The sequence below is a fragment of the Derxia gummosa DSM 723 genome (assembly GCF_000482785.1).
GTDB lineage: Bacteria > Pseudomonadota > Gammaproteobacteria > Burkholderiales > Burkholderiaceae_E > Derxia > Derxia gummosa.
The window spans coordinates 62,417-85,852 of the sequence record NZ_AXWS01000019.1 but is presented as its reverse complement, the minus strand read 5'-3'; the positions used below and the strand labels follow the sequence as shown (position 1 = coordinate 85,852).

The window sequence follows — 23,436 nt, the reverse complement described above, 5'->3', positions numbered from 1 at the left end:
GTCAGTTCAGAGGCCGACCGACCGGGGGTGGCGGCGGATGACGTCGGGAGCGAGCGGTCGAGGCCGCTCGTGGTCGCATCGCCCCCAGCTAGGCTCAGAGCACGTAGCGGCTCAGATCCTCGTCCTTCGCCAGCACGCCGAGACGCTCGTTGACGAGCGCCGCATCCACCACCACCTCGCGCGGCTGACTCGTGTTGCCGGCCTCGAAGCTCACCTGCTCCAGCAGGCGTTCCAGCACGGTATGCAGGCGGCGCGCGCCGATGTTCTCGGTCTTTTCATTCACCGAATGCGCGATCTCGGCGATGCGGCGCACGCCGTCCTCGCGGAATTCGAGCGTCACGCCTTCGGTCGCGAGCAGCGCCTGGTACTGCTTGACCAGCGAGGCATCGGTCTGCGTGAGGATGGCCTCGAAGTCGCTCACCGACAGCGAGTCCAGCTCGACGCGGATCGGGAAGCGGCCTTGCAGTTCCGGGATCAGATCGCTCGGCCGGCTCAGGTGGAAGGCGCCCGACGCCACGAACAGGATGTGGTCAGTCTTCACCATGCCGTGCTTGGTCTGCACCGTCGTGCCCTCGACCAGCGGCAGCAGGTCGCGCTGCACGCCCTGGCGCGACACGTCGGCGCCATGGCCCTCGGCGCGCGAGGCGATCTTGTCGATCTCGTCCAGAAAGACGATGCCGTTCTGCTCGACGCTCTGGAGCGCCTTCAGCTTCAGCTCCTCCTCGTTCACGAGCTTGGCCGCCTCCTCGTCCACCAGCAGCTTGAAGGCTTCCTTGATGCGCAGCTTGCGGGTCTTCTTCTTGCCCTGGTTGAGGCCCGAGAACATCGACTGGATCTGGTTCATCGCGTCCTCCATGCCGGGCGGCGCCATCACCTGAAGCTCGGGCATCGCCTCGCGCACGTCGATCTCGATTTCCTTGTCGTCGAGCTGGCCCTCGCGCAGCCGCTTGCGGAAGGTCTGGCGCGTCGGGTTGTCGTCGGTGTGGCTGGCGTTGAAGCCGATGTCGCGCGTCGGCGGCACGAGCACGTCGAGGATGCGGTCTTCTGCGCGGTCTTCGGCCTGGGTGCGCACGCGGCGCGTCTCGACCTCGCGCGTCTGCTTGATCGCCACTTCCACGAGGTCGCGGATGATCGTGTCCACATCACGGCCCACGTAGCCGACCTCGGTGAACTTGGTCGCCTCGACCTTCACGAAGGGCGCGTCGGCCAGCCGCGCGAGGCGGCGCGCGATCTCGGTCTTGCCCACGCCGGTCGGGCCGATCATGAGGATGTTCTTGGGCGTGATCTCGTGGCGCAGCGGCTCAGCCACCTGCTGCCGGCGCCAGCGGTTGCGCAGCGCGACGGCCACGGCCTTCTTGGCGTTGTGCTGCCCGATGATGTGCTTGTCGAGTTCCGAGACGATCTCGGCCGGGGTGAGTTGGCTCATGTCGTCTCCTTCAGTCCAGCGACTCGATGGTGTGCGACTGGTTCGTGTAGATGCAGATGTCGCCGGCGATGGTCAGCGCCTTCTTCACGACATCGGCGGGCGCCAGCTCGGTGTTCTCGATCAGCGCCTTCGCGGCCGATTGCGCATACGCGCCGCCCGAGCCGATGGCAACGATGCCGCCTTCGGGCTCTAGCACGTCGCCGTTGCCGGTGATGATGAGCGAATGCTCGCAGTCGGCCACCGCGAGCATGGCTTCGAGCCGGCGCAGCATGCGGTCGGTGCGCCAGTCCTTGGCGAGCTCGACGGCGCTGCGCAGCAGATTGCCCTGGTGCTTTTCGAGCTTGCCCTCGAAGCGCTCGAACAGCGTGAATGCGTCGGCCGTGCCGCCCGCGAAGCCGGCGAGGATGCGGTCGCCGTACAGGCGGCGCACCTTGCGCGCCGTGCTCTTGACGACGATGTTGCCCAGCGTGACCTGACCGTCGCCGCCGAGGGCGACGCGGTTGCCGCGCCGGACCGAAAGAATGGTGGTGCCGTGGTACTGCGGCAGACCCTGGGATTGGTTGGGCTCCATGAGCACTCCTCGAAACGAGTGCCCTAGATGCAGCCGGAAGCGCGGGTTGCAAGGTGGGCGGCCGAGACGGCCGCTGGCGTCAGATGCGCCGCGCCGACACCTCGGCCACGCCGGGAATGCCCATGATGCGGAACAGCGCCATCACGAGCTGGTTCACGTCGGTGAACACGAAATGCTTGCCCCGCGCCTGCGCCGACACAAGCCAGTTCAGCAGGTTGCCGGCGGCCGCGAAATCGACGCGCCGAAGATGCGTGCAATCGACCTCGACATGGTCGGACAGCGCCGCCGCCGCTTCGAGAATGCTCACCGCCTCGGGCGCGCGCCCGAGCAGGTCGCCTTCCAGATGCGGGCCCTGATGGCGCAGCTCGGCCACGCGTGGATCGGTGGCGATACCCGGCTCGCGGCGCAGCGTGCGGTCATCGACGATGACATGCGCCGGTACCGGCTCGAAGGACGGCGGCGAGACCTCGAAGGCCACCGCGTACTCGACCGACAGATCCTCGAATTCGCTGTCGCGGCGCAGCAGCCGCAGCAGTTCGAGCCGGAGCAGCCAAACCGCGCGCGGCAGCATGCCATCGGCCGTCGGCATGAGCTGGCCAAGCTTGTCGACCGCCGCGCCAAGACCGGTCAGGATGAGCTGGGCCTGTCCTCGCAGGGCTTCGCCGAGGAAATCGAGCACCGCCTCGGCCCCCGCCTCATCCGACGAACAGACGGCGTCGAAGGCCACATTGATGCGTGCCTTGCTGCCGAGCGCCCGGCGGGCATGCGTGAAATCGCTGGCGACACGAGCCACGAGCGACGCCGGCAGCGCGACCGTGTAGCTGTGGCCGGCGGCTGGCTTGCGCGCGGTGCCCACCGGCGCGGCCGGACCGCGCCAGACCGGAGGCGAGCGCTCGAAGCGCACCACGAAATCCATCGCCAGCGCGTCGAAGCCGGCGTGGTCGCCGACCTGTTGCAGCACCTCGAACAGCAGATACCAGACCACGGCCACGCTGCCGTCGTGCGTGATCTCGTCGCGCAGCGCGCGCATGCAATCGTTGTTCTGGCCGTTGGCGTAGAAGATCGCCGCCTCCTCCACCGCTGCCGGCAGGCCGGCCCCCGGATCGGTGATCTCGATCGCGGCGAGCGAGTCATGAAAGATGTCGGTGGACAGCGCTTCGAGATCGGCCGTCAGCACCGACGGCGATTCGTTCATCGCCAGCGTATCGGGCGGCGCGGCGTGCTGGTGGCGCGAATCGGGTTCGCGCTTGACGTCATCGGGCAGCGCGACGCCGTTGGGTACGGGCGTCGGCCGGCGCGGAATGCCCAGCGCCGGCAGATCGGCCACCATTTCGGATTCGATCGCGTCGATCTTGGCCGTCACCTCCTCCTGATGGCGGCGCTGAAGATCGTTGCGAGCCTGCGCGCCAAGCGCGGCGTCGGCATGCGAACGCGGGTACACAGTGCGACCGAGGCTGCTGTTCGCGCTCTCGGTCCGCTTGCGGTCTTTCTTGCCGAACAGCGAGGAAAACATGTGATTTGCCTGATCCCGGGAGGAAGTTCGCAGCAGACGGCGGTGCGGGATTCGCGGCCGAGTCTAGCACCCCGGCCGCGAACGCCATAAGCACAAATTCAGCCAGTCGGGCAAACTGACTGCCGTTCGCTTACAACAAAACAGAAGAAATCGACAAATCCGGCGGCGGCCGGAAGCCGGACATGACTGGATTTCGGTCCGGTTTCCGGATTCTTGACCTCCCTCGCTTGCTTTGCCTCCGGTCAAAACCCGAAGCGGGCGCCGACCACGACTGAGCGTCCGGCGAGCGGCGCGCGATCCTTGAGAAAGGACGTGGCGACGCGGGCATCGGCATCGAACAGGTTGCGCACAGCGAGCCAGAAGGTCATGTCGGGATCAAGCGTGCGCGGCTGCCATTGCGCGCGCAGGCCGACCAGAACATGCCCGGGCGTCTGCGACTCGGGCTCGCCGTCGCGGATGTCCGACTGCGAAACCCGATTCTGCCGAAGGACACCCACGATGTCGGCGGTTAAATCGAGCCGGCCCTTGCGCCATCCCACTTGCGTGCCGAGACGCGCAGGTGCGATGCGTGGCAGGTTCTCGCCCGCATGCGGCCCCGAAGTGAGTACTGCCCGAACCAGATCGCCCCACCAGCGCAGGCGCCATGCCTCGCCCTGCCATTCGGCTTCGGCCTCGGCGCCGCGGAAGCGCGCGTCATCCTGGCGGTAGCGCAGGTTGGCGAGCGATTCGGTCTCGCCATCGTCGCCCTCCACGGCCGTGTTCGTGCCGTCGAAGGCGCCGTGGATATAGCCCTTGAAGCGGTTCTCGTAAGCCGAGGTTTTCCAGCGCCACTGGCCGTCGCGGCCGGCATAGGACAGTTCCAGGTTGCGCGAGCGCTCGCGGCCGAGATCGGCATTGCCGATCTCGTAGGCGAAAGTGGCCGGATGCGCACCGACGAAGTACAGCTCCTGCACCGACGGCGCGCGCTGCGACAGCGTGGCCGTCAGCCCGATTTCCTGGCCCGCGAGCGGCGACCAGAAGGCCGCGCCCGAGCCGGTGACAAGGTTGAAGCTGCGATCGGGCGGCTGGATGTCGTCGGTGCCCGGCTCGCCGACCCGGTAGGCGGTGTGCTCGGCGCGCGCGCCAGCCTCGTAGCGCATCGCGCCGATGCGCAGGCGTTCGAGCGCGAACAGCGCGGCACTGCTGCTGTTGGTGCGCGGCAGCACGCCCTCGCCCGCGCCGCGCACGCTGCCGCCCTCGAAGGAGGCGCCGACGGCACCGTCCAGGCCGCCGATCTGGCGCTGCGGCAGCTCGACGCGCAACTCGTTCGACTGACTGATGAAGCGCGCGCCGGCCGAACCGTCGGGCGAGATCTCGGCATGGCCGTACTCGGTATGACCGGCCTTGACCCGCGCGCCGCTGAACAGCCCGAGCCAGCCGTTGCCGGGCGCGACCAGTTCGGCGCGCGATTCGACACGGGTGCGGCCGAGCCGGATCGTGACCGGATCGGCGTAATTGGGAATGCCGTAGTCCGACTCGTAGCGCTGCACCGCGACGCCGAGGCTGCGCACCAAACCGTCACCGAACCAGCTGCCGCCGAGCGCGCCCGATTGCGTCGTGACCGCGCTGTTGGGCAGGCGGTCCTGCGCGACGATGCTCCCGTCGGCGGCGCGCAACGGCTTGGCGATCGAATAGTCGCCGCTCACGTCGCGAAAGCCCTCGGCGCGCCAGACGAAGTCGCGGCCCGCCGGCGCGCTCATGCCGAAGCTCGTGGTGGTCTCGCGCTCTGCGCTCGCAGCGCTGACGGCGGCGTCGAGCTGGGGCGCGTCGATGCGCTCCAGCGGAATGCGCGTGGGCACCACGTTCACCAGTCCGCCGATCGCGCCCGAGCCGTACAGCAGCGCTGCGGGCCCGCGCAGCACCTCGACCTGAGCCGCGTTGAAGCTGTCGGCCGCGACGCGATGGTCGGGCGATGCCGCCGATACGTCGCCCACGCCCAGCCCGCCCTCGGCGATGCGCACGCGGCTCGAATCCATGCCGCGGATGATCGGTCGGCCCGCGCCCGCGCCATAGGCGCTCGACTGCACGCCGGGCTGGCCCGATAGCGTCGCGCCAAGGTTGCCGCGCTGGGCATCGCGCAGCGCATCGCCGCGTAGCACCGACACGGGCGTGGCGGCGGACACGTCATCTCCGCCCGACAGAGGCGAGGCGGTGATGGTGACGGTGTCAAGCCGAAGCTCGGTGCCCGACGCGGGCACGTCGGCCCCGGCCGCGCGCGCCACCGCGCAATGCAACCCGGCCACGACACCGAAGACGAGGGGAATGGCGCGCAGCACACCGCCGCGCACGAGGAGTGCGAAAACAACCTGCATGGGAGATTCCTTCGGCGCGCCCGCGAAAAAAAAGAGCGCGCACGGTCCTGCCGCACAAGCGGCAACCGCCGGCCTCTCGGGCCGGCACGGGGTTCAGGCGAACGGAACCGCGTGCGGTGGAGCACGCGAAAGGAAGGCTGCGATGCGACGCAGTTCGCACACCGCGACAGCCGAAGCGAGTACGCGAAGCGCTGGAGCGCGCAAGAGCGCCAGCACCTTGGTGACGCCCGGCAGTGCGGCTGCCAGCGCCGCGCCATCGAACAGCGCGCAAGCGATGCGGTCGGCCACGTGGCCGAAGACGGAGGCCGTCTCCGACATGCGCGGCACCTCGGGCGCCGAGACATCGGCCGCGAGCGCCGTCGCCGTCAGCGCCGGCGCATCGACGGCCGGGCCGTGGGCGACGCGGTGCAGCAGGCCGAGGGACTGGCCGAACAGGAGGAAGAAGCAGAGCAGCAGCGGCAAGGTGCCGCGCGCTCGATCAAAAGCAGACAGGCGCACGGACCGGAGTCTCGCGCGCCTGCGTGCCGTGCTCATGACAACAGGAAGAATCGGCTCAGTCGCCGTACAGCTTCTGCTTCAGCTCGCGGCGCTGCTGCGCTTCGAGCGACAGCGTGGCCGTCGGGCGGGCGAGCAGGCGCGGCAGGCCGATCGGGTCGCCGGTTTCCTCGCAGTAGCCGTATTCGCCGCTGTCGACCTGCTGGAGCGCCTGCTGGATCTTCTTGAGCAGCTTGCGTTCGCGGTCGCGCGTGCGCAGTTCGAGCGCGTGCTCTTCCTCGATCGTGGCACGGTCGGCCGGATCGGGGACGATGACCGTCTCGCGCAGGTGCTCGGTGGTCTCGTCGGCGTTGTGCAGGATCTCCTGCTCCATCGCCCGAAGGCGCTCGCGGAAGAACGCCAGCTGCTGGGCGTTCATGTAGTCGTCCTCCGGCATCGCGAGGAGTTCGGCCTCGGTCATGCCGGCGTAACGCGTGGTGTGAGCCGGGTTCACAACGGCCGAGCCGTCGCGGGAGGACGGCGTGTTGTTGGATGCGGTCGCTGCCATCTCGATCCCTCTGATTAACTAACCAAGCATTGCTCAAGCCCCTTCAGGATCACGTCCCGGGGAAGCTTGCGCCCGATGAAGACCATCTTGTTCGAGCGCTTGTCCTTGCCCCAGGCCTTGCCCATGTCGGAGCCCATCATCATGTGGACGCCCTGGAAAATGACCCGGCGGTCCATGCCCTTGATGAAAAGCACGCCCTTATACCTCAAGAGGCTTTCGCCGAATACCTGAACGATCGACGACAGGAATTCATCGAGTTTCGCGCCATCGAAGGCCTTGTCGCTCGTGAAAGCGAAGGCCGACACATCACCCTCGTGCGAATGCTCGTGCAGGCCGGCGAGGAAGTCGGGATCGATGTCGAGGATGGCGTTGAGATTGAAGCCCTTGATGTCGAGCACGTCCGACACGTCGGCATCGCCGAACGCCACGGGCTTGACCGGCGCGCGCGGATTGATCGACACCAGCCGCGCCTTGATGGCGGCGACTTCTTCCGGCGTGACGAGGTCGGTCTTGCTCAGCAGGATGCGGTCGGCGAAGCCCACCTGCGCCTGCGCCTCGGCCTGCTCGTCGAGCGTCTGGCCGCCGTGCTTGGCATCGACCACCGTCACCACGCCATCGAGCAGATAGCTTTCGGCGACGCTGTCGTCCATGAAGAAGGTCTGGCAGACCGGGCCGGGATTGGCCATGCCGGTCGTCTCGATGACGACGCGGTCGAAGTTCAGCTTGCCGGTGCGGCGCTTGGCCGCCAGCTCGTCGAGGATGCGCACGAGATCGCCGCGCACCGAGCAGCAGACGCAGCCGTTGTTCATCTCGACGATCTGCTCGCCCTCCTCGCGCACGAGCAGGTCGTTGTCCACGCCTTCCGGCCCGAACTCGTTCTCGATGACGGCGATGCGATGGCCGTGCTGCGCCTTGAGGATGCGGTTGAGCAGCGTCGTCTTACCGGCGCCGAGAAAGCCGGTGAGGATCGTGACCGGGATCATGGTGTTGCTGGACATGAGCCTTCCTTGGATGTGCGGGCGTGCTGCCCGCGGCCGGCGTCGCACTGGACGGCGGTGATGTGATGTTGCCGACAGGCTGGCGGCGCTGCTCGCAAGGAGCGCGCCGCCCGTCGCCGGACGGATCGCTGCCCGCCCCCGACGGTGACCGGCGACAAGGTCGCACGGCATGTGGGGCAAGGCGGCGGTGTTTCAAGCGGGCACGAACTTGCGGCGTCGGCGCCGCCCCGCGCCGCCTCGCGCCGCCGACGCGGCCGGCGCGCGACCTCGCGGGGCGATGCCGTCGCGCCCGGCGGCTCAGCCCGCCTTGCGCAGCACCAGCCCCTTCAGATACTCGCCCTCCGGAAAGGCCAGCCGCAGCGGATGGTCGGCATCGGCGCCGAGACGCTCGACGATCACGGCCTCGGCCGGCGCGTCGGACGCGGCGCCCGCGACGATCTTCTGGAAGAACTCCGGCGAGATCGCCCCCGAGCACGAATAGGTGAACAGCAGCCCGCCCGGCGCCAGCAGCCGGAAGCCGAGCAGGTTGATGTCCTTGTAGGCGCGCGCGGCCCGCTCGGCGTGCGCGGCCGAGGGCGCGAGCTTGGGCGGGTCGAGGATGATGAGGTCGAACTGGCGCTCCTCGGCGCGCAGGCGGCGCAGGGCCTGGAAGGCGTCGTCGCAGATCCAGTCGTCGCGGCCGTTGCCCAGGTTGTTGCGCGCGACGTTGGCGCGGGCCAGTTCGATCGCGTCGGCAGACGAGTCGATCGACGTGACCTGCGTGGCGCCGCCCGCGAGCGCCGCGACCGAGAAGCCACCGGTGTAGCAGAAGGTGTTGAGCACGCGCTTGCCGGCGCTCATGCGGCCGACCTTGGCGCGGTTGACGCGCTGGTCGGCGTAGAAGCCGGTCTTGTGGCCGCCGACGATGTCTACGCCGAGGCGCAGGCCGTTCTCCTCGATGGAGAAGCCGGCCGACGGGCCTTCGATGCCCTCGGCCGCGCGGATGACGCCGGTGCGCGGCTCCAGCCCTTCGAGGCCGCGCACGTCGCTGTCGCTGCGCTCGTACACGTTGGGCGTGCCGGTGGCATCGACGAGGGCGGCGACGATCGCGTCGCGCCAGCGCTCGGCACCGGCGCTGGTGAGCTGGACGACGAGCCAGCTTTCGCCGGGCGGCGGGACGGGCTTGCCTGCGGGGGCGGCGCCAGCCACCTCGGCGGGCGATGGCGGCGAGCCGGCCTCGCCGCCTGCCACCGGCAGCTCCGAGCGGAACCAGTCGCAGATCACGCCCGGCAGCCCGTCGCTCTCGCCGTGCAGCAGGCGCAGCGCGCCCTGGCGGTCGAAGTCGGGCATGAGCGCGCGGCGCAGCGCGATCGCCTCGGCGACGCGGCGCTTGAAGAAGGCGTGGTCGATCGGGCGCGTGGTGTCGAAGCTCCAGACGCGCGCGCGGATCTGCGACTTGGGCGACCAGCTCGCGAGCGCGAGCGGCTTGCCGCCGGCGCTTTCGACCAGCACGGTCACGCCGGCCGCCATGCGTTGCGGCTCGGTCTCGATCGCGCCCGAGAAAATCCACGGATGGCCGTGCAGCAGGGCCTTGTCGCGGCCGGGTTTGAGGACGAGTCGGGCGGTCATGGCGGGCCTGATGCGGAATGGGTTGGGCGGGCGCGTGCCGCGCGGGGGCGCGATGTTGCCGCAAACGGCGCGGACATGCGCGCGCCGATCAGTCCTTGCGCCGCGCGCGCGGATGGGCGGCGTCGTAGGCCTGGGCCAGATGCTGGAAATCGAGCCGCGTGTACACCTGCGTGGTCGAGAGGCTGGCGTGGCCGAGCATCTCCTGCACCGCGCGCAGGTCGCCCGAGCTTTGCAGCACATGGCTCGCGAAGCTGTGCCTGAGCATGTGCGGACTGACGCCAGCCTCCACGCCGGCGCGCGCGGCCCAGGCCGCGAGCTGGGCCTGGACCACGCGCGGCGCGATGCGGCCGCCGCGCACGCCCACGAACAGCGCCGGCTCGTCGAGGGCCGCGAGCTGGACACGCGCCAGCTTCCAGTCGCGCAGCGCCTCGGCCGCGACACTGCCGACCGGCACCAACCGGCGCTTGCGGCCCTTGCCGGTGACGGTGACTTCACGCAGATCGTCGGCGAGCCAGCCGAGCGATTGCGCCGACGGCTTGAGATCGAGCCCGACCAGTTCGGCCAGCCGCAGGCCGGAGGAGTACATCAGCTCGAACATCGCGCGGTCGCGCAGCTCGACGGGATCGGTGAGCGCGGAACGCGGCGCCGACGCGGCATCGGCGGCGAGCGCGCCGCCCCCATCGACGGCGGGCGCGTCTGACGAAAGCGCGGGGGCCGCGTCGGGAAGGGCCGCCGCATCTTCCGGCGCGCCGGTCGGCGGCAGGACCGAGGCGTCGGCGGCCGGGGCGCCATACCGGCCCGTCGGCCCGTCGAGCAGCCGCGCCGCCGCATCGACATTCAGCGCCTTGGGCAGCAGCCGCGCCGCCCGGGGCGCCTTGACGCCGAGCGCCGGATTGGCGGCGGTTTCGCCGCGCCGCGCCAGCCAGCGGTAGAACGCACGCCAGGCCGACAGCGCGATCGCGATGCTGCGCGGCGCCTGTCCGCGCTCTGCCAGCCGCGCGGCGGCGCGCCGGATGTGCATCGGCTGCATCGCCTTGAGCGCGACGCGGCCCTCGTGGATGGAGATGAGTTCATCGAGCGCCAGCGCATACATCTGCACCGTGCGCAGCGCGAGCCGACGCTCGAAGCGCTGAGTGTCGAGAAAGGCGACCGCCTCGGCCGGCAGTCTTGCGAGCCGGCGCGCATGCGCGTCGGCCGACAGGTCGGCATCGGCGAAGGCGTCGTCGGCCGACATGGGTTCAGGCCCGCACGACCCGCGACAGGGCCGCGCTGGCGATCTCGCCGATGCGCGCGAGATAGGTCGTGCCCATCTCGGTGGTGAAGCGCGTGGCGTCGGGCGAGCCGAGCAGCAGCAGGCCGAAGGCGCCGGGCGCCGCACCGATGCGCAGCGGCAAGATCGCGACCGAGCGGATCACGAGGCCGTCATTGCCGTCGGTCAGCCAGCGCACCGCGTCGAAGCCGGAGTTCGGGCCGCAATAGGGCGTCATGAGGCTGTTGGCGAAGCTTCGCGTGTCTGCCGCCACTTCGGCGGCCCAGGGCTCGTTGACGAAGGCGGCCGGCGCGCTCCAGATGCGCAGCGCGAGCGCCGGCAGCATGAAGGTCGCCTTGAGGCTGCGCAGCACGATGGCCGGCAGCTTCTGCGGATCGGTCTCGACCAGCAGGTCGCGCACGAGACGCTGGGTGTTCTCGGCGATGACGTCGTTCTCCTGGCCGAAGCGGATCAGCTCGGTCATCTTGCGTTCGACGCTGGCGACCTTCTCGCGCAGCACCTCGACCTGGCGCTCGGCCAGCGAGACGGCGCGGTTGCCGTGCGGCGAGACGAGGCTGATCTCGGCCAGCGCCTCGGCGTGCTCGTTGAAGAACTCGGGATGGGCCTTGAGCCAGGCGGCGACTTCGGTCGGATCGAGGGACATGGGCGTGTACGGAGAGCGGATGCGATGCGGCGGCGCACGGCGCCGGACGGGCTGTGATGATCGCGCCGGGCCGCCCTCTCGGGCGACTTGCGGCGGGCGCGGATTCTAGCGAGGGCCGGTCAGGCGATCAGGCGACCGATGCAAGCGAAGCGGGCGGCGCTCTCGATCGATTGCCGTTTCGCCGGCGCGCGCCGGATTCGGCACTTCAGATCTCGACCTCGCCCTCGAACACGATCGCGGTCGGCCCGCCAAGGTAGGCGACGCTGCCCGGCCCGGCCCAGGCCACGCTCAGCTCGCCACCGCGCGCCGCGATGCGCACCGGCGACTTCACCCAACCCGCGAGGATGGCCGCGACCACCGCGCCGCAGGCACCGGTGCCGCAGGCCAGCGTCTCGCCGGCGCCGCGCTCCCACACGCGCAGGCGGATGTGGTGCTCGTCCACCACCTGCACGAAGCCAACGTTGGTGCGGCGCGGGAAGCGCGGATGGTTCTCGACCACCGGACCGTCGGTGGTAACGGGCGCGGTATCCACATCATCGACGCGCAGCACCGCATGCGGGTTGCCCATCGAGACGACGCCGATCTCGGCCGTGCGGCCGGCGCCGAGGTCGAGCGGCCAGCGGTCGAGTTCGCCCTCGCGGCGCGACACGAGGCCGGCGGCGTCGAAGGGCACGCGCGCGGCATCGAGCACCGGCACGCCCATGCCGGCGGTGACGGCGCCGGCCGCGTCCATCTCCAGCGTGATGAGGCCCGGCATGATTTCCACGCTCACGCGGCGCTTGGTCGTGAGGCCCTTGGCCGTCACGAAGTGCATGAAGGCGCGCGCGCCGTTGCCGCAATGCTCGACCTCGCTGCCGTCGCTGTTGACGATGCGGTAGCTGAAGTCGTTGGCCGGGTCATTGGGCTTGCCGACGATGAGGATCTGGTCGGCGCCGATGCCGTAATGGCGATCGGCCAGCGCCTGCCAGCGCTCGGGCGGAAGTTCGACAGGCTCGCGCGTGGCATCGATGACGATGAAGTCATTGCCGGCGCCGTGCATCTTGGTGAAGCGGAGTTTCATGGTCGGCCAAAGAAAAAGCCCGTGCGGAAGGGCACGGGCTTCGGATGGTGGCGCAGGGCGTCGGTCGGGACAACCGGCGCGGCAGGCGGTTGCGGGGCGGGCGCCGGCCCGACGGTCGGCACGACGAGCCTCCGCGGGAGGCGCCGGCCCGCCCGCGCGTCAGGCGCGGAACTCGGCGAGCGTGCCACGCATCTTCTTGAGCGCCGCCGATTCGATCTGGCGGATGCGCTCGGCCGACACGCCGAATTCGCCGGCGAGGTCGTGCAGCGTGAGGTCTTCGCCCTCCTCGGCGAGCCAGCGGCTTTCGACGATGCGGCGGCTGCGGGCGTCGAGCTTGTCGAGCGCGGCGCGCAGACCGTCGCCTGCCAGCGCGTCGCGGCGGCGCGATTCGATGACGCGGGTGGGCTCGTCATGCTCGTCGGACAGATAGGCGATCGGGGCGAACTCTTCCTCGCCGTCATCCATCTGGCCTTCGAGCGCCACGTCGCCGCCCGACAGGCGGGTTTCCATCTCGACCACGTCGGAGCGCTTGACGTCGAGAGCGTCGGCCATCGCGTCGATCTCGGCATCGCTGAGCGTGCCGCTGCCGGTCTTCATGCTGCGCAGGTTGAAGAACAGCTTGCGCTGGGCCTTGGTGGTGGCGATCTTCACGAGGCGCCAGTTGCGCAGGACGTACTCGTGGATCTCGGCCTTGACCCAGTGCATCGCGAAGCTCACGAGGCGCACGCCGCGATCGGGATCGAAGCGCTTGACCGCCTTCATGAGGCCGACGTTGCCTTCCTGGATCAGGTCGGACTGCGGCAGGCCGTAGCCGAGGTATTGGCGCGAGATCGACACCACGAGCCGCAGGTGCGACATCACCAACTTGCCGGCCGCGTCGAGGTCGTTGTTGTCGCGGAAGTCGCGTGCATAGCGGCTTTCTTCCTCGGGCGACAGCAGCGGAATACGGTTGACGGCCTGGATGTAGGCGTCGAGGTTGCCCACCGGCACCGGCATGTTGAACCGCGCCGGCGATTGCAGACTGGAAGTCAGGGCGAGAGCGGTAGTCATCTGGCAAGTCTCCTGTGGCGGCACCGCGTCCCGAAGGGGATGGCACCGCTGTCGAAAAAATCTTAGCACTCGACCATCGAGAGTGCTAAGCCGGAGAAAGCGCGGCTTACGATTTGCAAGATAAATCACAATCACCGCACTGATAGCCAAAACCTTAACTCAGTCGGCGCGATCGGCAAGTAACGAGATGCGGGGACTTTCCAGCGGGAATCCGCAGCTGACGAGCAGGCGCCCCCCAGCGCCAAAGGCATGCCGTGCCCATCCGCGACGTGACGACAGACGCAAAGCCGTGGCCGTGGCCGTGGCCGTGGCCGTCAGGGCATCGTGCGCAGCTGCCGCCACGCTGACCAGTTTCCCCCCAGCGCGCCAAGCAGGACGCAGGCGACGACTGCCGCCGCCGACTCGACCAGCGGCAGCCCCGTCGGCACCGCCGCCGCGAGCGCCGCGAATTCGGCGCCGCCGTACTGAGTGACCGCCGCGCGCAGCGCAAGGCCGAGCGCCGCCATCATTCCGAGCGCCAGACCGCTACCGGCCAGACCGAGCAGCGCGCCGCGATAGACGAAGGGCCGGCGGATGAAGCCGCCCGTCGCGCCCACCAGCCGCGCGATCTCGATCTCGTCGCGCAGGAGCAGCACCTGCACGCGCGTGGCGTTGAAGGTGACGGCCATCACCACGATCGCGAGCAGGCCGGCGAGCCCCCATTGCAGCGCGGTCACGACGCCGAGCGCCGCCGCCAGCCGCTGCACCCAGGCCGCGTCGAGCTGGACCAGATCGACGCCCGGCAGCGCGCGCACCGCGCTTGCGAGTTGGGCCAGCCGCTCGGGCGGCACGCTGCCGGCGGTGATGATGAAGCTGTCGGGCAGCGGGTTCTCCTTCAGCGCATCGAGCGCGCCGACGCCGCCCGCGCGCTCGGTCTCGATGCGGAAGCGCTCCAGCGCCTCGCCGCGCGGCACCTCGCGCAGCTTGAATTTCGCCCCGGGCGTATCGCCGCGGGCCGACACGAGCAGCGGCTCGATCTGGCCGCGCAGCGCGGTGGTTGCCTCGGGCGGCGCCTCGGGGGCGAGGAAGACGGAAATTTCGGGGTCGGCCGCGATGTCGCGCAGCAGCGGCGCGAGCGCGCCGACCGTCGCATGCATGAGCATCGGCAGCAGCACCGCGACGGCGATGACGACCACGCCGGCCAGCCAGCTCAACGGCTCGCGCGCGATGCCGCGCAGCGCCACGCCCACGGCGTGCACATGGGAACGCATCCAGGCCATCAGTTCAGCTCCGCGATGTCGGCCACGGATGGCGGCGCGTAGGGCAGGTCGGACACGAGGCGGCCATCGGTCAGGCGGATGGTGCGAGTCGCCACGCCGGCGAGGATGGCCGGCGTGTGGGTGGCGACCATCACGGTCGTGCCCAGCCGGTGGAAGTCGGAAAAGATCTGCACGATGCGCTCGGCGGCGACGGTGTCGAGATTGGCGGTCGGCTCGTCGGCCAGCAGCACGGCGGGCCGGTTGACGATCGCCCGCGCGAGCGCGACGCGCTGCTGCTCGCCGCCCGACAGCGTCGCGGGCAGCGCCTTCTCGTACTGGCGCAGGCCCACCTTGTCGAGCGCCGCGCGGCCGCGCGCGCGGGCCTCGTCCCCATAGGTGCCGGTGCACAGCAGCGGGAGGATCACGTTGTCGAGCACGCTGCGGTCGTTCAGCAGCTTGGTGTCCTGGAAGGTCAGGCCGAGCTTGCGGCGGAACCACGGCACGGCGGCGCGTGACAGCCGGCCCACGTCCTGCCCGCCCACGCTCACCTGCCCGGCGCTCGGCCGCTCGATCGCGGCGATCAGCTTGAACAGGGTGGACTTGCCCGCGCCCGACGGCCCGAGCACGGCAATGAACTCGCCCCGACCGATGCTCAGGTCAAGGCCGGCCAGCGCATCTCCGCGACTGCCGGGATAGGCCTTGCGAACGGCCGAAAACTCGATCAGCGGGGCGGTCTGGGTCATGCCCAAAATGCTATCACCCGTCTTCGGCAGCCCCGCGACACCGACCCCGCGTGACCGGCAGCCGGCTTACCAAGCAACACAATCAGGCAGCGTGGACGCAAAAACCCCGCTGCTAGAATCCGCCGCCGTTTGCTTTCAAGAGGCAAACGACTACTTTCTCTAATAACAATCAGGGGCTTCGCGCACCGCGTCCTGCCATGACACCCGACTCCGCCCCTCCGCTCGTCGAACTCCGCCGGGTGTCGTTCGCCTATTCGGAAAGACCGATCCTGACCGACGTATCGATGCGGTTCCGGCGCGGTCAGGTGGTCGCGATCATGGGCGGCTCCGGCTCGGGCAAGACCACGGCGCTGCGCCTGATCGGCGGCATGGTCCGCGCCAACGAGGGCGAGGTGCTGTTCGACGGCCAGCCGATCGATCCCGCCAACCGAGAGGCGCTCTTCGCCGCGCGCCGCCGCATGGGCATGCTGTTCCAGTTCGGCGCGCTGTTCACCGACCTGAGCTGCTTCGACAACGTCGCGTTCCCGCTCCGCGAGCACACCGATTTGCCGGAAGAACTCGTCCGCGATCTCGTGCTCATGAAGCTCAACGCCGTCGGCCTGCGCGGCGCGGCGAAGCTCAAGCCGGCGGAAATCTCGGGCGGCATGGCGCGCCGCATCGCGCTGGCGCGCGCCATCGCGCTCGACCCGCAGCTCGTGATGTACGACGAGCCCTTCGCCGGCCTCGACCCGATCTCGATGGGCATCACGGCCAACCTCATCCGCAATCTCAACGATGCGCTCGGCGCCACGTCGATCATCGTGAGCCATGACGTGCACGAGACCTTCCTGATCGCCGACTACGTCTATTTCGTCGCCAACGGCCGAATCGCCGCCGAAGGCGCGCCGGCCGACCTCCAGCAATCGACCGATCCGTTCGTACGCCAGTTCATCAGCGCCAGCGCCGACGGCCCGGTGCCCTTCCACATGGCCGCGCCGCCGCTGGCGGAGCAGTTCGGCCTCGGAGGCCGGGCATGAGCGCCGTCACCGACCAGCTCGCCCGCCTCGGCGCCGCCACGCTCGCGCTGCTTGCCGCCATCGGCGAATCGGCGCGACTGTTCTTCCGGCTGCTCACGCAGGGGCTCGCCGCCTTCGGGCGACCGAAGCTCGTGCTCGACCAGATCCATTTCATCGGCAACTACTCGCTGGTGATCATCGCGGTGTCGGGCCTGTTCATCGGCTTCGTGCTCGGCTTCCAGGGCGACTACATCCTCACGCGCTACGGCGCCGAGCAGTCGGTGGGCCTGCTGGTGGCGCTGGCGCTGCTGCGCGAGCTGGGGCCGGTGGTGACGGCGCTGCTCTACGCCGGCCGCGCGGGTACCTCGCTCACGGCCGAGATCGGCCTCATGAAGGCCGGCGAGCAGCTCACCGCAATGGAAATGATGGCCGTCGATCCGGTGTCGCGCGTGCTGGCGCCGCGCTTCTGGGCCGGCGTGATCGCCATGCCCATTCTCGGCTGCGTGTTCTCGGCGGTCGGCATCCTCGGCGGCTGGCTCATCTCGGTGAAGCTCATCGGCATCGACGCCGGCGCCTTCTGGGGCCAGATGCAGGCCGGCGTGGACGTGTTCACCGACATCGGCAACGGCCTGATCAAGTCGATCGTGTTCGGCTTCAGCGTCACCTTCATCGCGCTACGCGAGGGCTATTGCGCGGCGCCCACGCCCGAGGGTGTGTCGCGCGCCACCACGCGCACCGTCGTCATCGCCTCGCTGCTCGTGCTTGGCCTCGATTTCGTCATGACCGCGCTCATGTTCCGCTGAGCCGCCGGAGAAGAACCCCATGCAAACCAGAAAAGTGAATGTCTTCGTCGGGCTGTTCGTGCTGCTGGGCGCGGCCGCGCTCGTCTTCCTCGCCCTGCAGGCGGGCAATCTCGCGAGCTTCCAGCGCGGCGAGACCTACGAGGTGTCGGCCAAGTTCGACAACATCGGCGGCCTCAAGCCGCGCGCGCCGGTCAAGAGCGCGGGCGTGGTGGTGGGCCGGGTGGGCGACATCGGCTTCGACGACCAGACTTTCCAGGCGGTGGTGCGACTCCAGCTCGACAAGCGCTACGCCTTCCCCAAGGACACGAGCGCGGCCATCCTCACCTCGGGCCTGCTCGGCGAGCAGTACGTCGGCCTGAACGCCGGCGGCGATCCCGACAATCTCGCGCCGGGCGAGCGCATCTCGTCCACCCAATCCGCGATCGTGCTCGAAAGCCTGATCAGCCAGTTCCTGTTCAAGTCGGCGGCCGACGCCGGCGGCAAGAAGGAGGACGCCAAGTGACCGCCCCCGATTCCGGCACGCACGCCGGCAAGACCGCGCGCCGCGCGACGGCCGCCCTCGCCCCCGTGCCGCGTCCGCGCCACGCGCCGGCAAGCCTGCCCGCCGCCCTCGCGGCCCTCGCGCTGGCCGGCTGCGCCACCACTGGCGCCAGGAGCGCACCCAACCCGGCCGACCCTTGGGAAGGCTTCAACCGCCCGGTCTACAACTTCAACGAGAAGGTGGACCGCTACGTGATGAAGCCCGTGGCCGAGGGCTATCGCGCCGTCGTGCCCGAGCCGGTGCGCGATTGCGTGTCGAACATGTTCAGCAATGTCGGCGACCTGTGGTCGGGCGTGAACAGCCTGCTCCAGGGCAAGCCGGCCGACACCGCGCACACGGTCATGCGCTTCGGCATCAACACGCTGTTCGGCTTCGGCGGCTGCGCCGACGTGGCCAGCACCCTGCCCGGCCTGCAACGGCGCCCGGAAGACTTCGGCCAGACGCTGGGCGTCTGGGGTCTCGGCTCCGGTCCCTATCTGGTGCTGCCCTTCTTCGGACCGAGTTCGGCGCGCGATGGCGTGGGCTTCGTGGTCGACCGCTTCAACGAGCCCTTCGCCTACCTCGACGACAACACGCTGTACTGGTCGCTGTCGGTCACGCGCGTGATCTCGCTGCGCGCCGAGCTCCTCGACGCCAAGGGCGTGCTCGACAACGCCTCGTTCGATGCCTATGCCTTCACGCGCGACGCCTACCTCCAGCGCCGCCGCTCGCTGGTGTACGACGGCAACCCGCCCAACGCCGCGCCCAGCTACGACGACGAGGAAGACGACGCGCCAGCCAACTGACCGGCCCCTGCGTGCCCTGTTACACCGCCACCGGGCCACGCCACCGAAGATGACCGTCCGGCGCGGCCTCGCCGCCCGGCACCCGGCCCGTTGGCCGACCAAGGAAAGCCAGATGCAACGACGTGACTTCATCCAGCACACCGCCGCTCTCGCCGCAGCGCTCTCGCTCGGCCTGCCGGCGGCTCGCGCCGCCGACGCGACCGGCGCGCCCGATGCGCTCATCCGCCAGCTCTCGACCGAGGTGCTCGGCGCACTGCAATCAGACAAGGCCTACCAGAGCGGCGACATCGGCAAGATCATGCAGCTCGTCGATCGCAGCGTGATGCCCTACGTCGACTTCGAGCGCACCACCGGCCTCGCGGTCGGCCGCGCCTGGCGCCAGGCCACGCCCGAGCAGAAGAAGGCCCTGAGCGAGAACTTCAAGCAGCTGCTCGTGCGCACCTACGCCGGCGCGCTCAGCCAGGTAAAGGACGTGAAGTTCAACTTCCTGCCCTTCCGCGCCGACCCCGACCAGCCCAACAAGGCCATCGTCAAGACCCAGGTCATCCAGGCCAAGGGCGGCGACCCGATCCAGCTCGACTACGCGCTTGAACGCAAGGACGGCGCGGCCTGGAAGATCTACGACCTCAACGTGCTCGGCGTCTGGCTGGTCGAGAACTACCGCAACACCTTCGCCCAGGAAGTGAACAAGAGCGGCATCGATGGCCTCATCAAGTCGCTCGAAAGCAAGAACGCCGAACTCTCGGGTGGTAAGGCCTGATGACCTGGCGCGCTCCCGCGCGACTGCGCATGGCCGACGCATCCGCCGCGCTCGATGCCGGTCGCGCCGCGATCGACGCCGGCGAGACGCGCATCGACCTGTCGGCGGCGACCGATGTCGATTCGTCGGCTGTCGCGCTGCTACTGGCCTGGCAACGCGCCGCCGACCGGCGCAGCCTCGCCTTCGAGGGCGCGAGCCCAGCACTCGCCGAGCTGGCCCGGCTCTACGGCGTGGGCGAACTGGTCGGGCTGCCGGCCTGAGATCGCGCGCCGTCATGGGCGTCGGCCGTGCGATCAGCGCACCGCCGGCCGCTTCGGCGACCGGAACCCGCCGCCGCCGGGCCGACCGGCGCCGCGTCGTCCGGCTCCGCTCCCTATAATCGCGGCCCGCTTCCAGCGCCCGCCGCCATGCCGCCCATCTCCCTTCCCGCTCTCAGCGTCCGCGATGTCGTCAAGCAGTACCGCGACGGGCCGCTCGCGCTCGGCGGCGTGAGCTTCGACGTGAAGCGCGGCGAGTTCTTCGGTCTGCTCGGGCCGAACGGCGCCGGCAAGACCACGCTCATCTCAATCATCGCGGGTCTCGCGCGCGCCACCTCGGGCAATGTCGAGGTCATGGGACATGACGTGGTGGCCGATCCGGGCCGTGCGCGCATGAACCTCGGCGTCGTGCCGCAGGAACTGGTGTTCGACCCGTTCTTCACCGTGCGCGAGACGCTCGTCTTCACGCGCGGTTACTACGGCCTCGGCCGGCGCGATCCGCGCTGCGGCGACGACTGGATCGACGAGGTGCTGCACAACCTCGACCTCACGCACAAGGCCGACGCCAACATGCGCGCGCTGTCGGGTGGCATGAAGCGCCGCGTGCTGGTGGCCCAGGCGCTGGTGCACCGGCCGCCGGTCATCATCCTCGACGAACCTACGGCAGGCGTGGACGTGGAGCTGCGTCAGACGCTCTGGAAGTTCATCGCGCGGCTCAACCGCGAGGGCTGCACTGTCATCCTCACCACGCACTACCTGGAAGAAGCCGAGCAGTACTGCCATCGCGTCGCGATGCTCAAGCTCGGCAAGCTGGTCGCGCTCGACGACACGCGCACGCTGCTGCGCACGGAGTCGTCAGCACGGCTGCTGTTCCGGCTCGCGGGCGCGGCGGCCGGCCAGGGCGGCATTCCGCGCGCGGCGGCGGCGCTGCCGCCCGAGCTGTTCGCACATGCCGAGGTGCTCAATGACGGCCGCATCGCCGTGCCCGCGCCCGACGCCGCCACCATCGAACTCGTGCTGCACCGCCTGCGCGAAGCCGGCCTGAGCGCCGACGACATCGAACTGCGCCACGCCGACCTCGAAGAAGTCTTCCTGCGCCTGACCGGCAACGGCGGCGACAGCAGCGCCGACGCCGCCCAGGCCTGACGCCTTCCCCCGGAACCGCCATGAATCCCCGGACCGACCGCCAGGAACCGACCCTGCCGCGCCCTGCCACCGCGCCCGATACCGCCGCGACGCCGACCGCATCCGCCGCCGCGTCGGTCGATGCGCGCGCCACAACCGCCGCCAACCCGCGCGACACGTTGGCCGGCGCGCCGGCTGCGGACGCCCTCGCCCCGCAGCCGGCCGACGAGCGCGACCTGCGCCCGCATCCGCGCCCCTTCACCGGCTTCGGCATGCTGCTGCGCAAGGAGATGCTGCGGTTCTGGAAGGTGTCGTTCCAGACGCTGGCCGCGCCCATCCTCACCTCGGTGCTCTACCTCGTGATCTTCGCGCAGGCGCTCCAGCAGCACGGCGAGGTCTATCCGGGCGTGAGCTACACGGCCTTCCTCATTCCGGGTCTGGTGATGATGAGCGTGCTGCAGAACGCCTTCGCCAACAGCTCGTCGTCGCTCATCCAGAGCCGCGTGACGGGCAACCTGGTGTTCGTGCTGCTGCCGCCGATCTCGCCCGGCACCTTCTTCCTGGCCTATGTGATCGGCGCGATGGTGCGCGGGCTGGCGGTGGGCGCAGGCGTATTCGCCGTGTGCTTCTGGTTCGCCGAGCCGCATTTCGCGCATCCGGAATGGGTGGCGGTGTTCGCCGTGCTCGGCAGCGCCATCCTCGGCGCCTTCGGCGTGATCGCGGGCATCGTGGCGCAGAAGTTCGACCAGCTCGCGGCCTTCCAGAACTTTCTGATCATGCCGGCGACCATGCTGTCGGGCGTGTTCTATTCCATCCACTCGCTGCCGCCGGTCTGGAAGGAGGTGTCGCACTACAACCCCTTCTTCTACATGATCGACGGCTTCCGCTACGGCTTCTTCGGTCAGTCCGACCTGTCGCCCTGGGTCAGTGTCGAGATTGTCGCGGCATGCTTTTCGCTGCTTTCGGTGGTTGCGCTCGCGCTGCTGAAGAGCGGCTACAAGCTGCGCACCTGACCTTTCCCATCCCTCACCCAGGAGCACCCGCCATGAGTACCGCCCAGATGATGACCAAGGAAGCCATCCAGGAAATGATCACCAAGGGCCTGAACTGCAGCTCGATCCAGGTGTTCGGCGATGACGGCGCGCATTTCGATGCGGTCGTCGTCTCGCCCGAATTCGAGGGCAAGAGCCGCGTCCAGCGCCACCAACTCGTCTACAAGGCCATCGGCGACGGCATGCGCGAAGCCATCCACGCCCTCGGCCTCAAGACGCTCACGCCCGCCGAGCAAGAGGCCGGCAAGTAAGGAAACCGTTTGGACAAGCTGTTGATCCGCGGCGGCCAGCCGCTGCGCGGCGAGATCGCCATCTCGGGCGCGAAGAACGCCGCGCTTCCCATTCTTTGCGCCGGGCTCATGACCGATGAGCCGCTGGTGCTGCGCAACGTCCCGCGCCTGCAGGACATCGCCTCGATGCTGAGGCTGCTGCGCCAGCACGGCGTGAAGATCGACGAGGCGGCGACCGTGCGCGATGCCGAACCGGTCGTCACCCTCGCCACCCCGTCGCTCGCGAGCGACGAGGCGCCCTACGACATCGTCCGCACGATGCGCGCCTCGATCCTCGTGCTCGGGCCACTGGTGGCGCGCTTCGGTTCGGCCAAGGTGTCGCTGCCGGGCGGCTGCGCGATCGGCGCCCGCCCGGTCGATCAGCACATCAAGGGCCTCCAGAAGCTGGGCGCCGAGATCACCATCGAGCACGGCTACATCCACGCGAAGGCCAGCCGGCTCAAGGGCGCGCGCATCGTGACCGACATGGTCACGGTGACGGGCACCGAAAACCTCATGATGGCCGCCGCGCTGGCCGAGGGCCGCACCGTCATCGAGAACGCCGCGCGCGAGCCCGAGGTGGTCGATCTGGCCAACTGCCTGATCGCCATGGGCGCGAAGATTTCGGGCGCCGGCACTGACCGCATCGAGATCGACGGCGTCGAGCGCCTGCACGGCGCCGAGCACACGATCGTCGCCGACCGCATCGAGACCGGCACCTTCCTGTGCGCCGCCGCCGCGACCGGCGTGTTCGGCGGCAGCGATCTGCTGCTCACCCGCGCCGCGCCCGGCACGCTCCAGGCTGTCATCGACAAGCTGGTCGAGGCCGGCGCGAACATCGAGAACAACGGCGACTGGATCCGCATCCGCGCCGACCGCCGCATGAAGGCGATCAACGCGCGCACCCTGCCCTATCCCGCCTTCCCGACCGACATGCAGGCCCAGTTCATGGCGCTCAACTGCACGGCCGAAGGCACGGGCGTAATGACCGAAACCATCTTCGAGAACCGGTTCATGCATGTGCCGGAACTCATCCGCCTCGGCGCCGACATCGCCATCCAGGACGACACGGCCGTGGTGAAGGGCGTACCCGCGCTGTCGGGCGCGGCCGTCATGGCAACCGACCTGCGCGCCTCGGCCTCGCTCGTCATCGCCGGCCTCGTCGCCGAGGGCGAGACCGTCATCAGCCGCATCTACCACCTCGATCGCGGCTACGAGCGCATGGAAGCCAAACTCGCCGGCGTCGGCGCCAGCATCGAACGCCTGCGCTGACCTTCAAGCCGCGCCAGACCAGCCGACTGGCAGGAAGCCCCCTTCCTGCCCGGAAGGCGCGGCT

At 69.4% G+C, this 23,436-nt stretch carries 24 protein-coding genes; 10 read left to right on the top strand and 14 right to left on the bottom strand.

Going from position 1 to position 23,436, the window contains the following annotated elements:
- Nucleotides 1–94: 94 nt before the first annotated feature.
- The 14 genes from hslU to H566_RS26010 form a co-directional block, all read right to left on the bottom strand.
- Nucleotides 95–1,426 carry an ATP-dependent protease ATPase subunit HslU gene (gene hslU, locus H566_RS0117410; protein ID WP_028312439.1) on the bottom strand — a complete coding sequence of 444 codons (1,332 nt, stop codon included), beginning with the start codon at nucleotides 1,424–1,426 and terminating at the stop codon, nucleotides 95–97.
- A gap of 10 nt (nucleotides 1,427–1,436) precedes the next feature.
- The gene (hslV, locus tag H566_RS0117405) at nucleotides 1,437–1,973 is read right to left on the bottom strand and encodes an ATP-dependent protease subunit HslV (RefSeq protein ID WP_028312438.1); all 537 of its coding nucleotides are present in this window, start codon (nucleotides 1,971–1,973) and stop codon (nucleotides 1,437–1,439) included.
- A 103-nt stretch (nucleotides 1,974–2,076) separates the two neighbouring features.
- Nucleotides 2,077–3,510 carry an STAS domain-containing protein gene (locus H566_RS0117400; RefSeq protein WP_028312437.1) on the bottom strand — a complete coding sequence of 478 codons (1,434 nt, stop codon included), beginning with the start codon at nucleotides 3,508–3,510 and terminating at the stop codon, nucleotides 2,077–2,079.
- Between the two features lie 242 nt (nucleotides 3,511–3,752).
- Nucleotides 3,753–5,861 carry a TonB-dependent receptor gene (locus H566_RS0117395; RefSeq protein ID WP_028312436.1) on the bottom strand — a complete coding sequence of 703 codons (2,109 nt, stop codon included), beginning with the start codon at nucleotides 5,859–5,861 and terminating at the stop codon, nucleotides 3,753–3,755.
- A 93-nt stretch (nucleotides 5,862–5,954) separates the two neighbouring features.
- On the bottom strand, nucleotides 5,955–6,323 hold the full coding sequence (locus tag H566_RS0117390) for a hypothetical protein (protein ID WP_028312435.1): 369 nt from the start codon (nucleotides 6,321–6,323) through the stop codon (nucleotides 5,955–5,957).
- 91 nt (nucleotides 6,324–6,414) lie between these two features.
- Nucleotides 6,415–6,816, bottom strand: a complete 402-nt coding sequence (gene dksA, locus H566_RS0117385) for an RNA polymerase-binding protein DksA (protein WP_034412126.1) — start codon at nucleotides 6,814–6,816, stop codon at nucleotides 6,415–6,417.
- A 101-nt stretch (nucleotides 6,817–6,917) separates the two neighbouring features.
- Nucleotides 6,918–7,901: a CobW family GTP-binding protein gene (locus H566_RS0117380; protein ID WP_034412103.1), complete on the bottom strand. Its 984-nt coding sequence runs from the start codon at nucleotides 7,899–7,901 to the stop codon at nucleotides 6,918–6,920.
- Between the two features lie 297 nt (nucleotides 7,902–8,198).
- Complete coding sequence (locus tag H566_RS0117375) at nucleotides 8,199–9,509, bottom strand: class I SAM-dependent rRNA methyltransferase (RefSeq protein WP_034412102.1); 1,311 nt, start codon at nucleotides 9,507–9,509, stop codon at nucleotides 8,199–8,201.
- A gap of 88 nt (nucleotides 9,510–9,597) precedes the next feature.
- A complete protein-coding gene (locus H566_RS0117370; RefSeq protein WP_084545242.1) occupies nucleotides 9,598–10,743 on the bottom strand; it encodes a tyrosine recombinase XerC in 1,146 nt (381 codons plus the stop codon).
- 4 nt (nucleotides 10,744–10,747) lie between these two features.
- On the bottom strand, nucleotides 10,748–11,422 hold the full coding sequence (locus H566_RS0117365; protein ID WP_028312430.1) for a DUF484 family protein: 675 nt from the start codon (nucleotides 11,420–11,422) through the stop codon (nucleotides 10,748–10,750).
- A 205-nt stretch (nucleotides 11,423–11,627) separates the two neighbouring features.
- On the bottom strand, nucleotides 11,628–12,482 hold the full coding sequence (gene dapF / locus H566_RS0117360) for a diaminopimelate epimerase (RefSeq protein WP_028312429.1): 855 nt from the start codon (nucleotides 12,480–12,482) through the stop codon (nucleotides 11,628–11,630).
- Between the two features lie 159 nt (nucleotides 12,483–12,641).
- The gene (rpoH, locus tag H566_RS0117355) at nucleotides 12,642–13,532 is read right to left on the bottom strand and encodes an RNA polymerase sigma factor RpoH (protein WP_084545241.1); all 891 of its coding nucleotides are present in this window, start codon (nucleotides 13,530–13,532) and stop codon (nucleotides 12,642–12,644) included.
- A gap of 314 nt (nucleotides 13,533–13,846) precedes the next feature.
- Entirely contained in the window at nucleotides 13,847–14,791 is a 945-nt protein-coding gene (locus tag H566_RS26015) for a cell division protein FtsX (protein ID WP_051378921.1), read from the bottom strand.
- Nucleotides 14,791–15,513 carry a cell division ATP-binding protein FtsE gene (locus H566_RS26010; protein WP_245591397.1) on the bottom strand — a complete coding sequence of 241 codons (723 nt, stop codon included), beginning with the start codon at nucleotides 15,511–15,513 and terminating at the stop codon, nucleotides 14,791–14,793. Before H566_RS26010 ends, H566_RS26015 begins: the two co-directional genes overlap by 1 nt.
- 197 nt (nucleotides 15,514–15,710) lie before the next feature.
- On the opposite strand from H566_RS26010, the gene H566_RS0117340 reads away from it, so the two are divergent.
- From H566_RS0117340 to murA, 10 genes are all read left to right on the top strand, one after another.
- Nucleotides 15,711–16,529, top strand: a complete 819-nt coding sequence (locus H566_RS0117340) for an ABC transporter ATP-binding protein (RefSeq protein WP_028312427.1) — start codon at nucleotides 15,711–15,713, stop codon at nucleotides 16,527–16,529.
- Nucleotides 16,526–17,311, top strand: coding sequence for a lipid asymmetry maintenance ABC transporter permease subunit MlaE (gene mlaE, locus H566_RS0117335; RefSeq protein ID WP_028312426.1), 786 nt, complete (start codon nucleotides 16,526–16,528; stop codon nucleotides 17,309–17,311). The genes H566_RS0117340 and mlaE overlap by 4 nt, the downstream gene beginning before the upstream one ends.
- 19 nt (nucleotides 17,312–17,330) lie before the next feature.
- Nucleotides 17,331–17,813 carry an outer membrane lipid asymmetry maintenance protein MlaD gene (gene mlaD, locus H566_RS0117330; RefSeq protein ID WP_028312425.1) on the top strand — a complete coding sequence of 161 codons (483 nt, stop codon included), beginning with the start codon at nucleotides 17,331–17,333 and terminating at the stop codon, nucleotides 17,811–17,813.
- Nucleotides 17,810–18,637 (top strand): MlaA family lipoprotein, encoded by an 828-nt coding sequence (locus H566_RS0117325; protein WP_245591396.1) that lies wholly within the window; start codon nucleotides 17,810–17,812, stop codon nucleotides 18,635–18,637. Before mlaD ends, H566_RS0117325 begins: the two co-directional genes overlap by 4 nt.
- 112 nt (nucleotides 18,638–18,749) lie before the next feature.
- Nucleotides 18,750–19,397, top strand: coding sequence for an MlaC/ttg2D family ABC transporter substrate-binding protein (locus H566_RS0117320; protein WP_051378928.1), 648 nt, complete (start codon nucleotides 18,750–18,752; stop codon nucleotides 19,395–19,397).
- Nucleotides 19,397–19,657 (top strand): STAS domain-containing protein, encoded by a 261-nt coding sequence (locus H566_RS0117315; RefSeq protein WP_034412100.1) that lies wholly within the window; start codon nucleotides 19,397–19,399, stop codon nucleotides 19,655–19,657. Before H566_RS0117320 ends, H566_RS0117315 begins: the two co-directional genes overlap by 1 nt.
- 147 nt (nucleotides 19,658–19,804) lie before the next feature.
- Nucleotides 19,805–20,800, top strand: coding sequence for an ABC transporter ATP-binding protein (locus H566_RS0117310; RefSeq protein WP_028312421.1), 996 nt, complete (start codon nucleotides 19,805–19,807; stop codon nucleotides 20,798–20,800).
- A gap of 251 nt (nucleotides 20,801–21,051) precedes the next feature.
- Nucleotides 21,052–21,792: an ABC transporter permease gene (locus H566_RS0117305; protein WP_034412121.1), complete on the top strand. Its 741-nt coding sequence runs from the start codon at nucleotides 21,052–21,054 to the stop codon at nucleotides 21,790–21,792.
- 32 nt (nucleotides 21,793–21,824) lie between these two features.
- Nucleotides 21,825–22,082 carry a BolA family protein gene (locus tag H566_RS0117300; protein WP_245591395.1) on the top strand — a complete coding sequence of 86 codons (258 nt, stop codon included), beginning with the start codon at nucleotides 21,825–21,827 and terminating at the stop codon, nucleotides 22,080–22,082.
- A 9-nt stretch (nucleotides 22,083–22,091) separates the two neighbouring features.
- Nucleotides 22,092–23,372 (top strand): UDP-N-acetylglucosamine 1-carboxyvinyltransferase, encoded by a 1,281-nt coding sequence (gene murA / locus H566_RS0117295; RefSeq protein ID WP_028312418.1) that lies wholly within the window; start codon nucleotides 22,092–22,094, stop codon nucleotides 23,370–23,372.
- Nucleotides 23,373–23,436: the final 64 nt, after the last annotated feature.

What these genes read in the sequence shown, in the direction of transcription:
- hslU (WP_028312439.1), bottom strand. Translation starts at nt 1,426, where the DNA reads ATGAGCCAACTCACCCCGGCCGAGATCGTCTCGGAACTCGACAAGCAC.
- H566_RS0117400 (WP_028312437.1), bottom strand. Translation starts at nt 3,510, where the DNA reads ATGTTTTCCTCGCTGTTCGGCAAGAAAGACCGCAAGCGGACCGAGAGC.
- H566_RS0117395 (WP_028312436.1), bottom strand. Translation starts at nt 5,861, where the DNA reads ATGCAGGTTGTTTTCGCACTCCTCGTGCGCGGCGGTGTGCTGCGCGCC.
- dksA (WP_034412126.1), bottom strand. Translation starts at nt 6,816, where the DNA reads ATGACCGAGGCCGAACTCCTCGCGATGCCGGAGGACGACTACATGAAC.
- H566_RS0117380 (WP_034412103.1), bottom strand. Translation starts at nt 7,901, where the DNA reads ATGTCCAGCAACACCATGATCCCGGTCACGATCCTCACCGGCTTTCTC.
- H566_RS0117375 (WP_034412102.1), bottom strand. Translation starts at nt 9,509, where the DNA reads ATGACCGCCCGACTCGTCCTCAAACCCGGCCGCGACAAGGCCCTGCTG.
- H566_RS0117370 (WP_084545242.1), bottom strand. Translation starts at nt 10,743, where the DNA reads ATGTCGGCCGACGACGCCTTCGCCGATGCCGACCTGTCGGCCGACGCG.
- H566_RS0117365 (WP_028312430.1), bottom strand. Translation starts at nt 11,422, where the DNA reads ATGTCCCTCGATCCGACCGAAGTCGCCGCCTGGCTCAAGGCCCATCCC.
- dapF (WP_028312429.1), bottom strand. Translation starts at nt 12,482, where the DNA reads ATGAAACTCCGCTTCACCAAGATGCACGGCGCCGGCAATGACTTCATC.
- rpoH (WP_084545241.1), bottom strand. Translation starts at nt 13,532, where the DNA reads ATGACTACCGCTCTCGCCCTGACTTCCAGTCTGCAATCGCCGGCGCGG.
- H566_RS26015 (WP_051378921.1), bottom strand. Translation starts at nt 14,791, where the DNA reads ATGGCCTGGATGCGTTCCCATGTGCACGCCGTGGGCGTGGCGCTGCGC.
- H566_RS26010 (WP_245591397.1), bottom strand. Translation starts at nt 15,513, where the DNA reads ATGACCCAGACCGCCCCGCTGATCGAGTTTTCGGCCGTTCGCAAGGCC.
- H566_RS0117340 (WP_028312427.1), top strand. Translation starts at nt 15,711, where the DNA reads ATGACACCCGACTCCGCCCCTCCGCTCGTCGAACTCCGCCGGGTGTCG.
- mlaE (WP_028312426.1), top strand. Translation starts at nt 16,526, where the DNA reads ATGAGCGCCGTCACCGACCAGCTCGCCCGCCTCGGCGCCGCCACGCTC.
- mlaD (WP_028312425.1), top strand. Translation starts at nt 17,331, where the DNA reads ATGCAAACCAGAAAAGTGAATGTCTTCGTCGGGCTGTTCGTGCTGCTG.
- H566_RS0117320 (WP_051378928.1), top strand. Translation starts at nt 18,750, where the DNA reads ATGCAACGACGTGACTTCATCCAGCACACCGCCGCTCTCGCCGCAGCG.
- H566_RS0117315 (WP_034412100.1), top strand. Translation starts at nt 19,397, where the DNA reads ATGACCTGGCGCGCTCCCGCGCGACTGCGCATGGCCGACGCATCCGCC.
- H566_RS0117310 (WP_028312421.1), top strand. Translation starts at nt 19,805, where the DNA reads ATGCCGCCCATCTCCCTTCCCGCTCTCAGCGTCCGCGATGTCGTCAAG.
- H566_RS0117305 (WP_034412121.1), top strand. Translation starts at nt 21,052, where the DNA reads ATGCTGCTGCGCAAGGAGATGCTGCGGTTCTGGAAGGTGTCGTTCCAG.
- H566_RS0117300 (WP_245591395.1), top strand. Translation starts at nt 21,825, where the DNA reads ATGAGTACCGCCCAGATGATGACCAAGGAAGCCATCCAGGAAATGATC.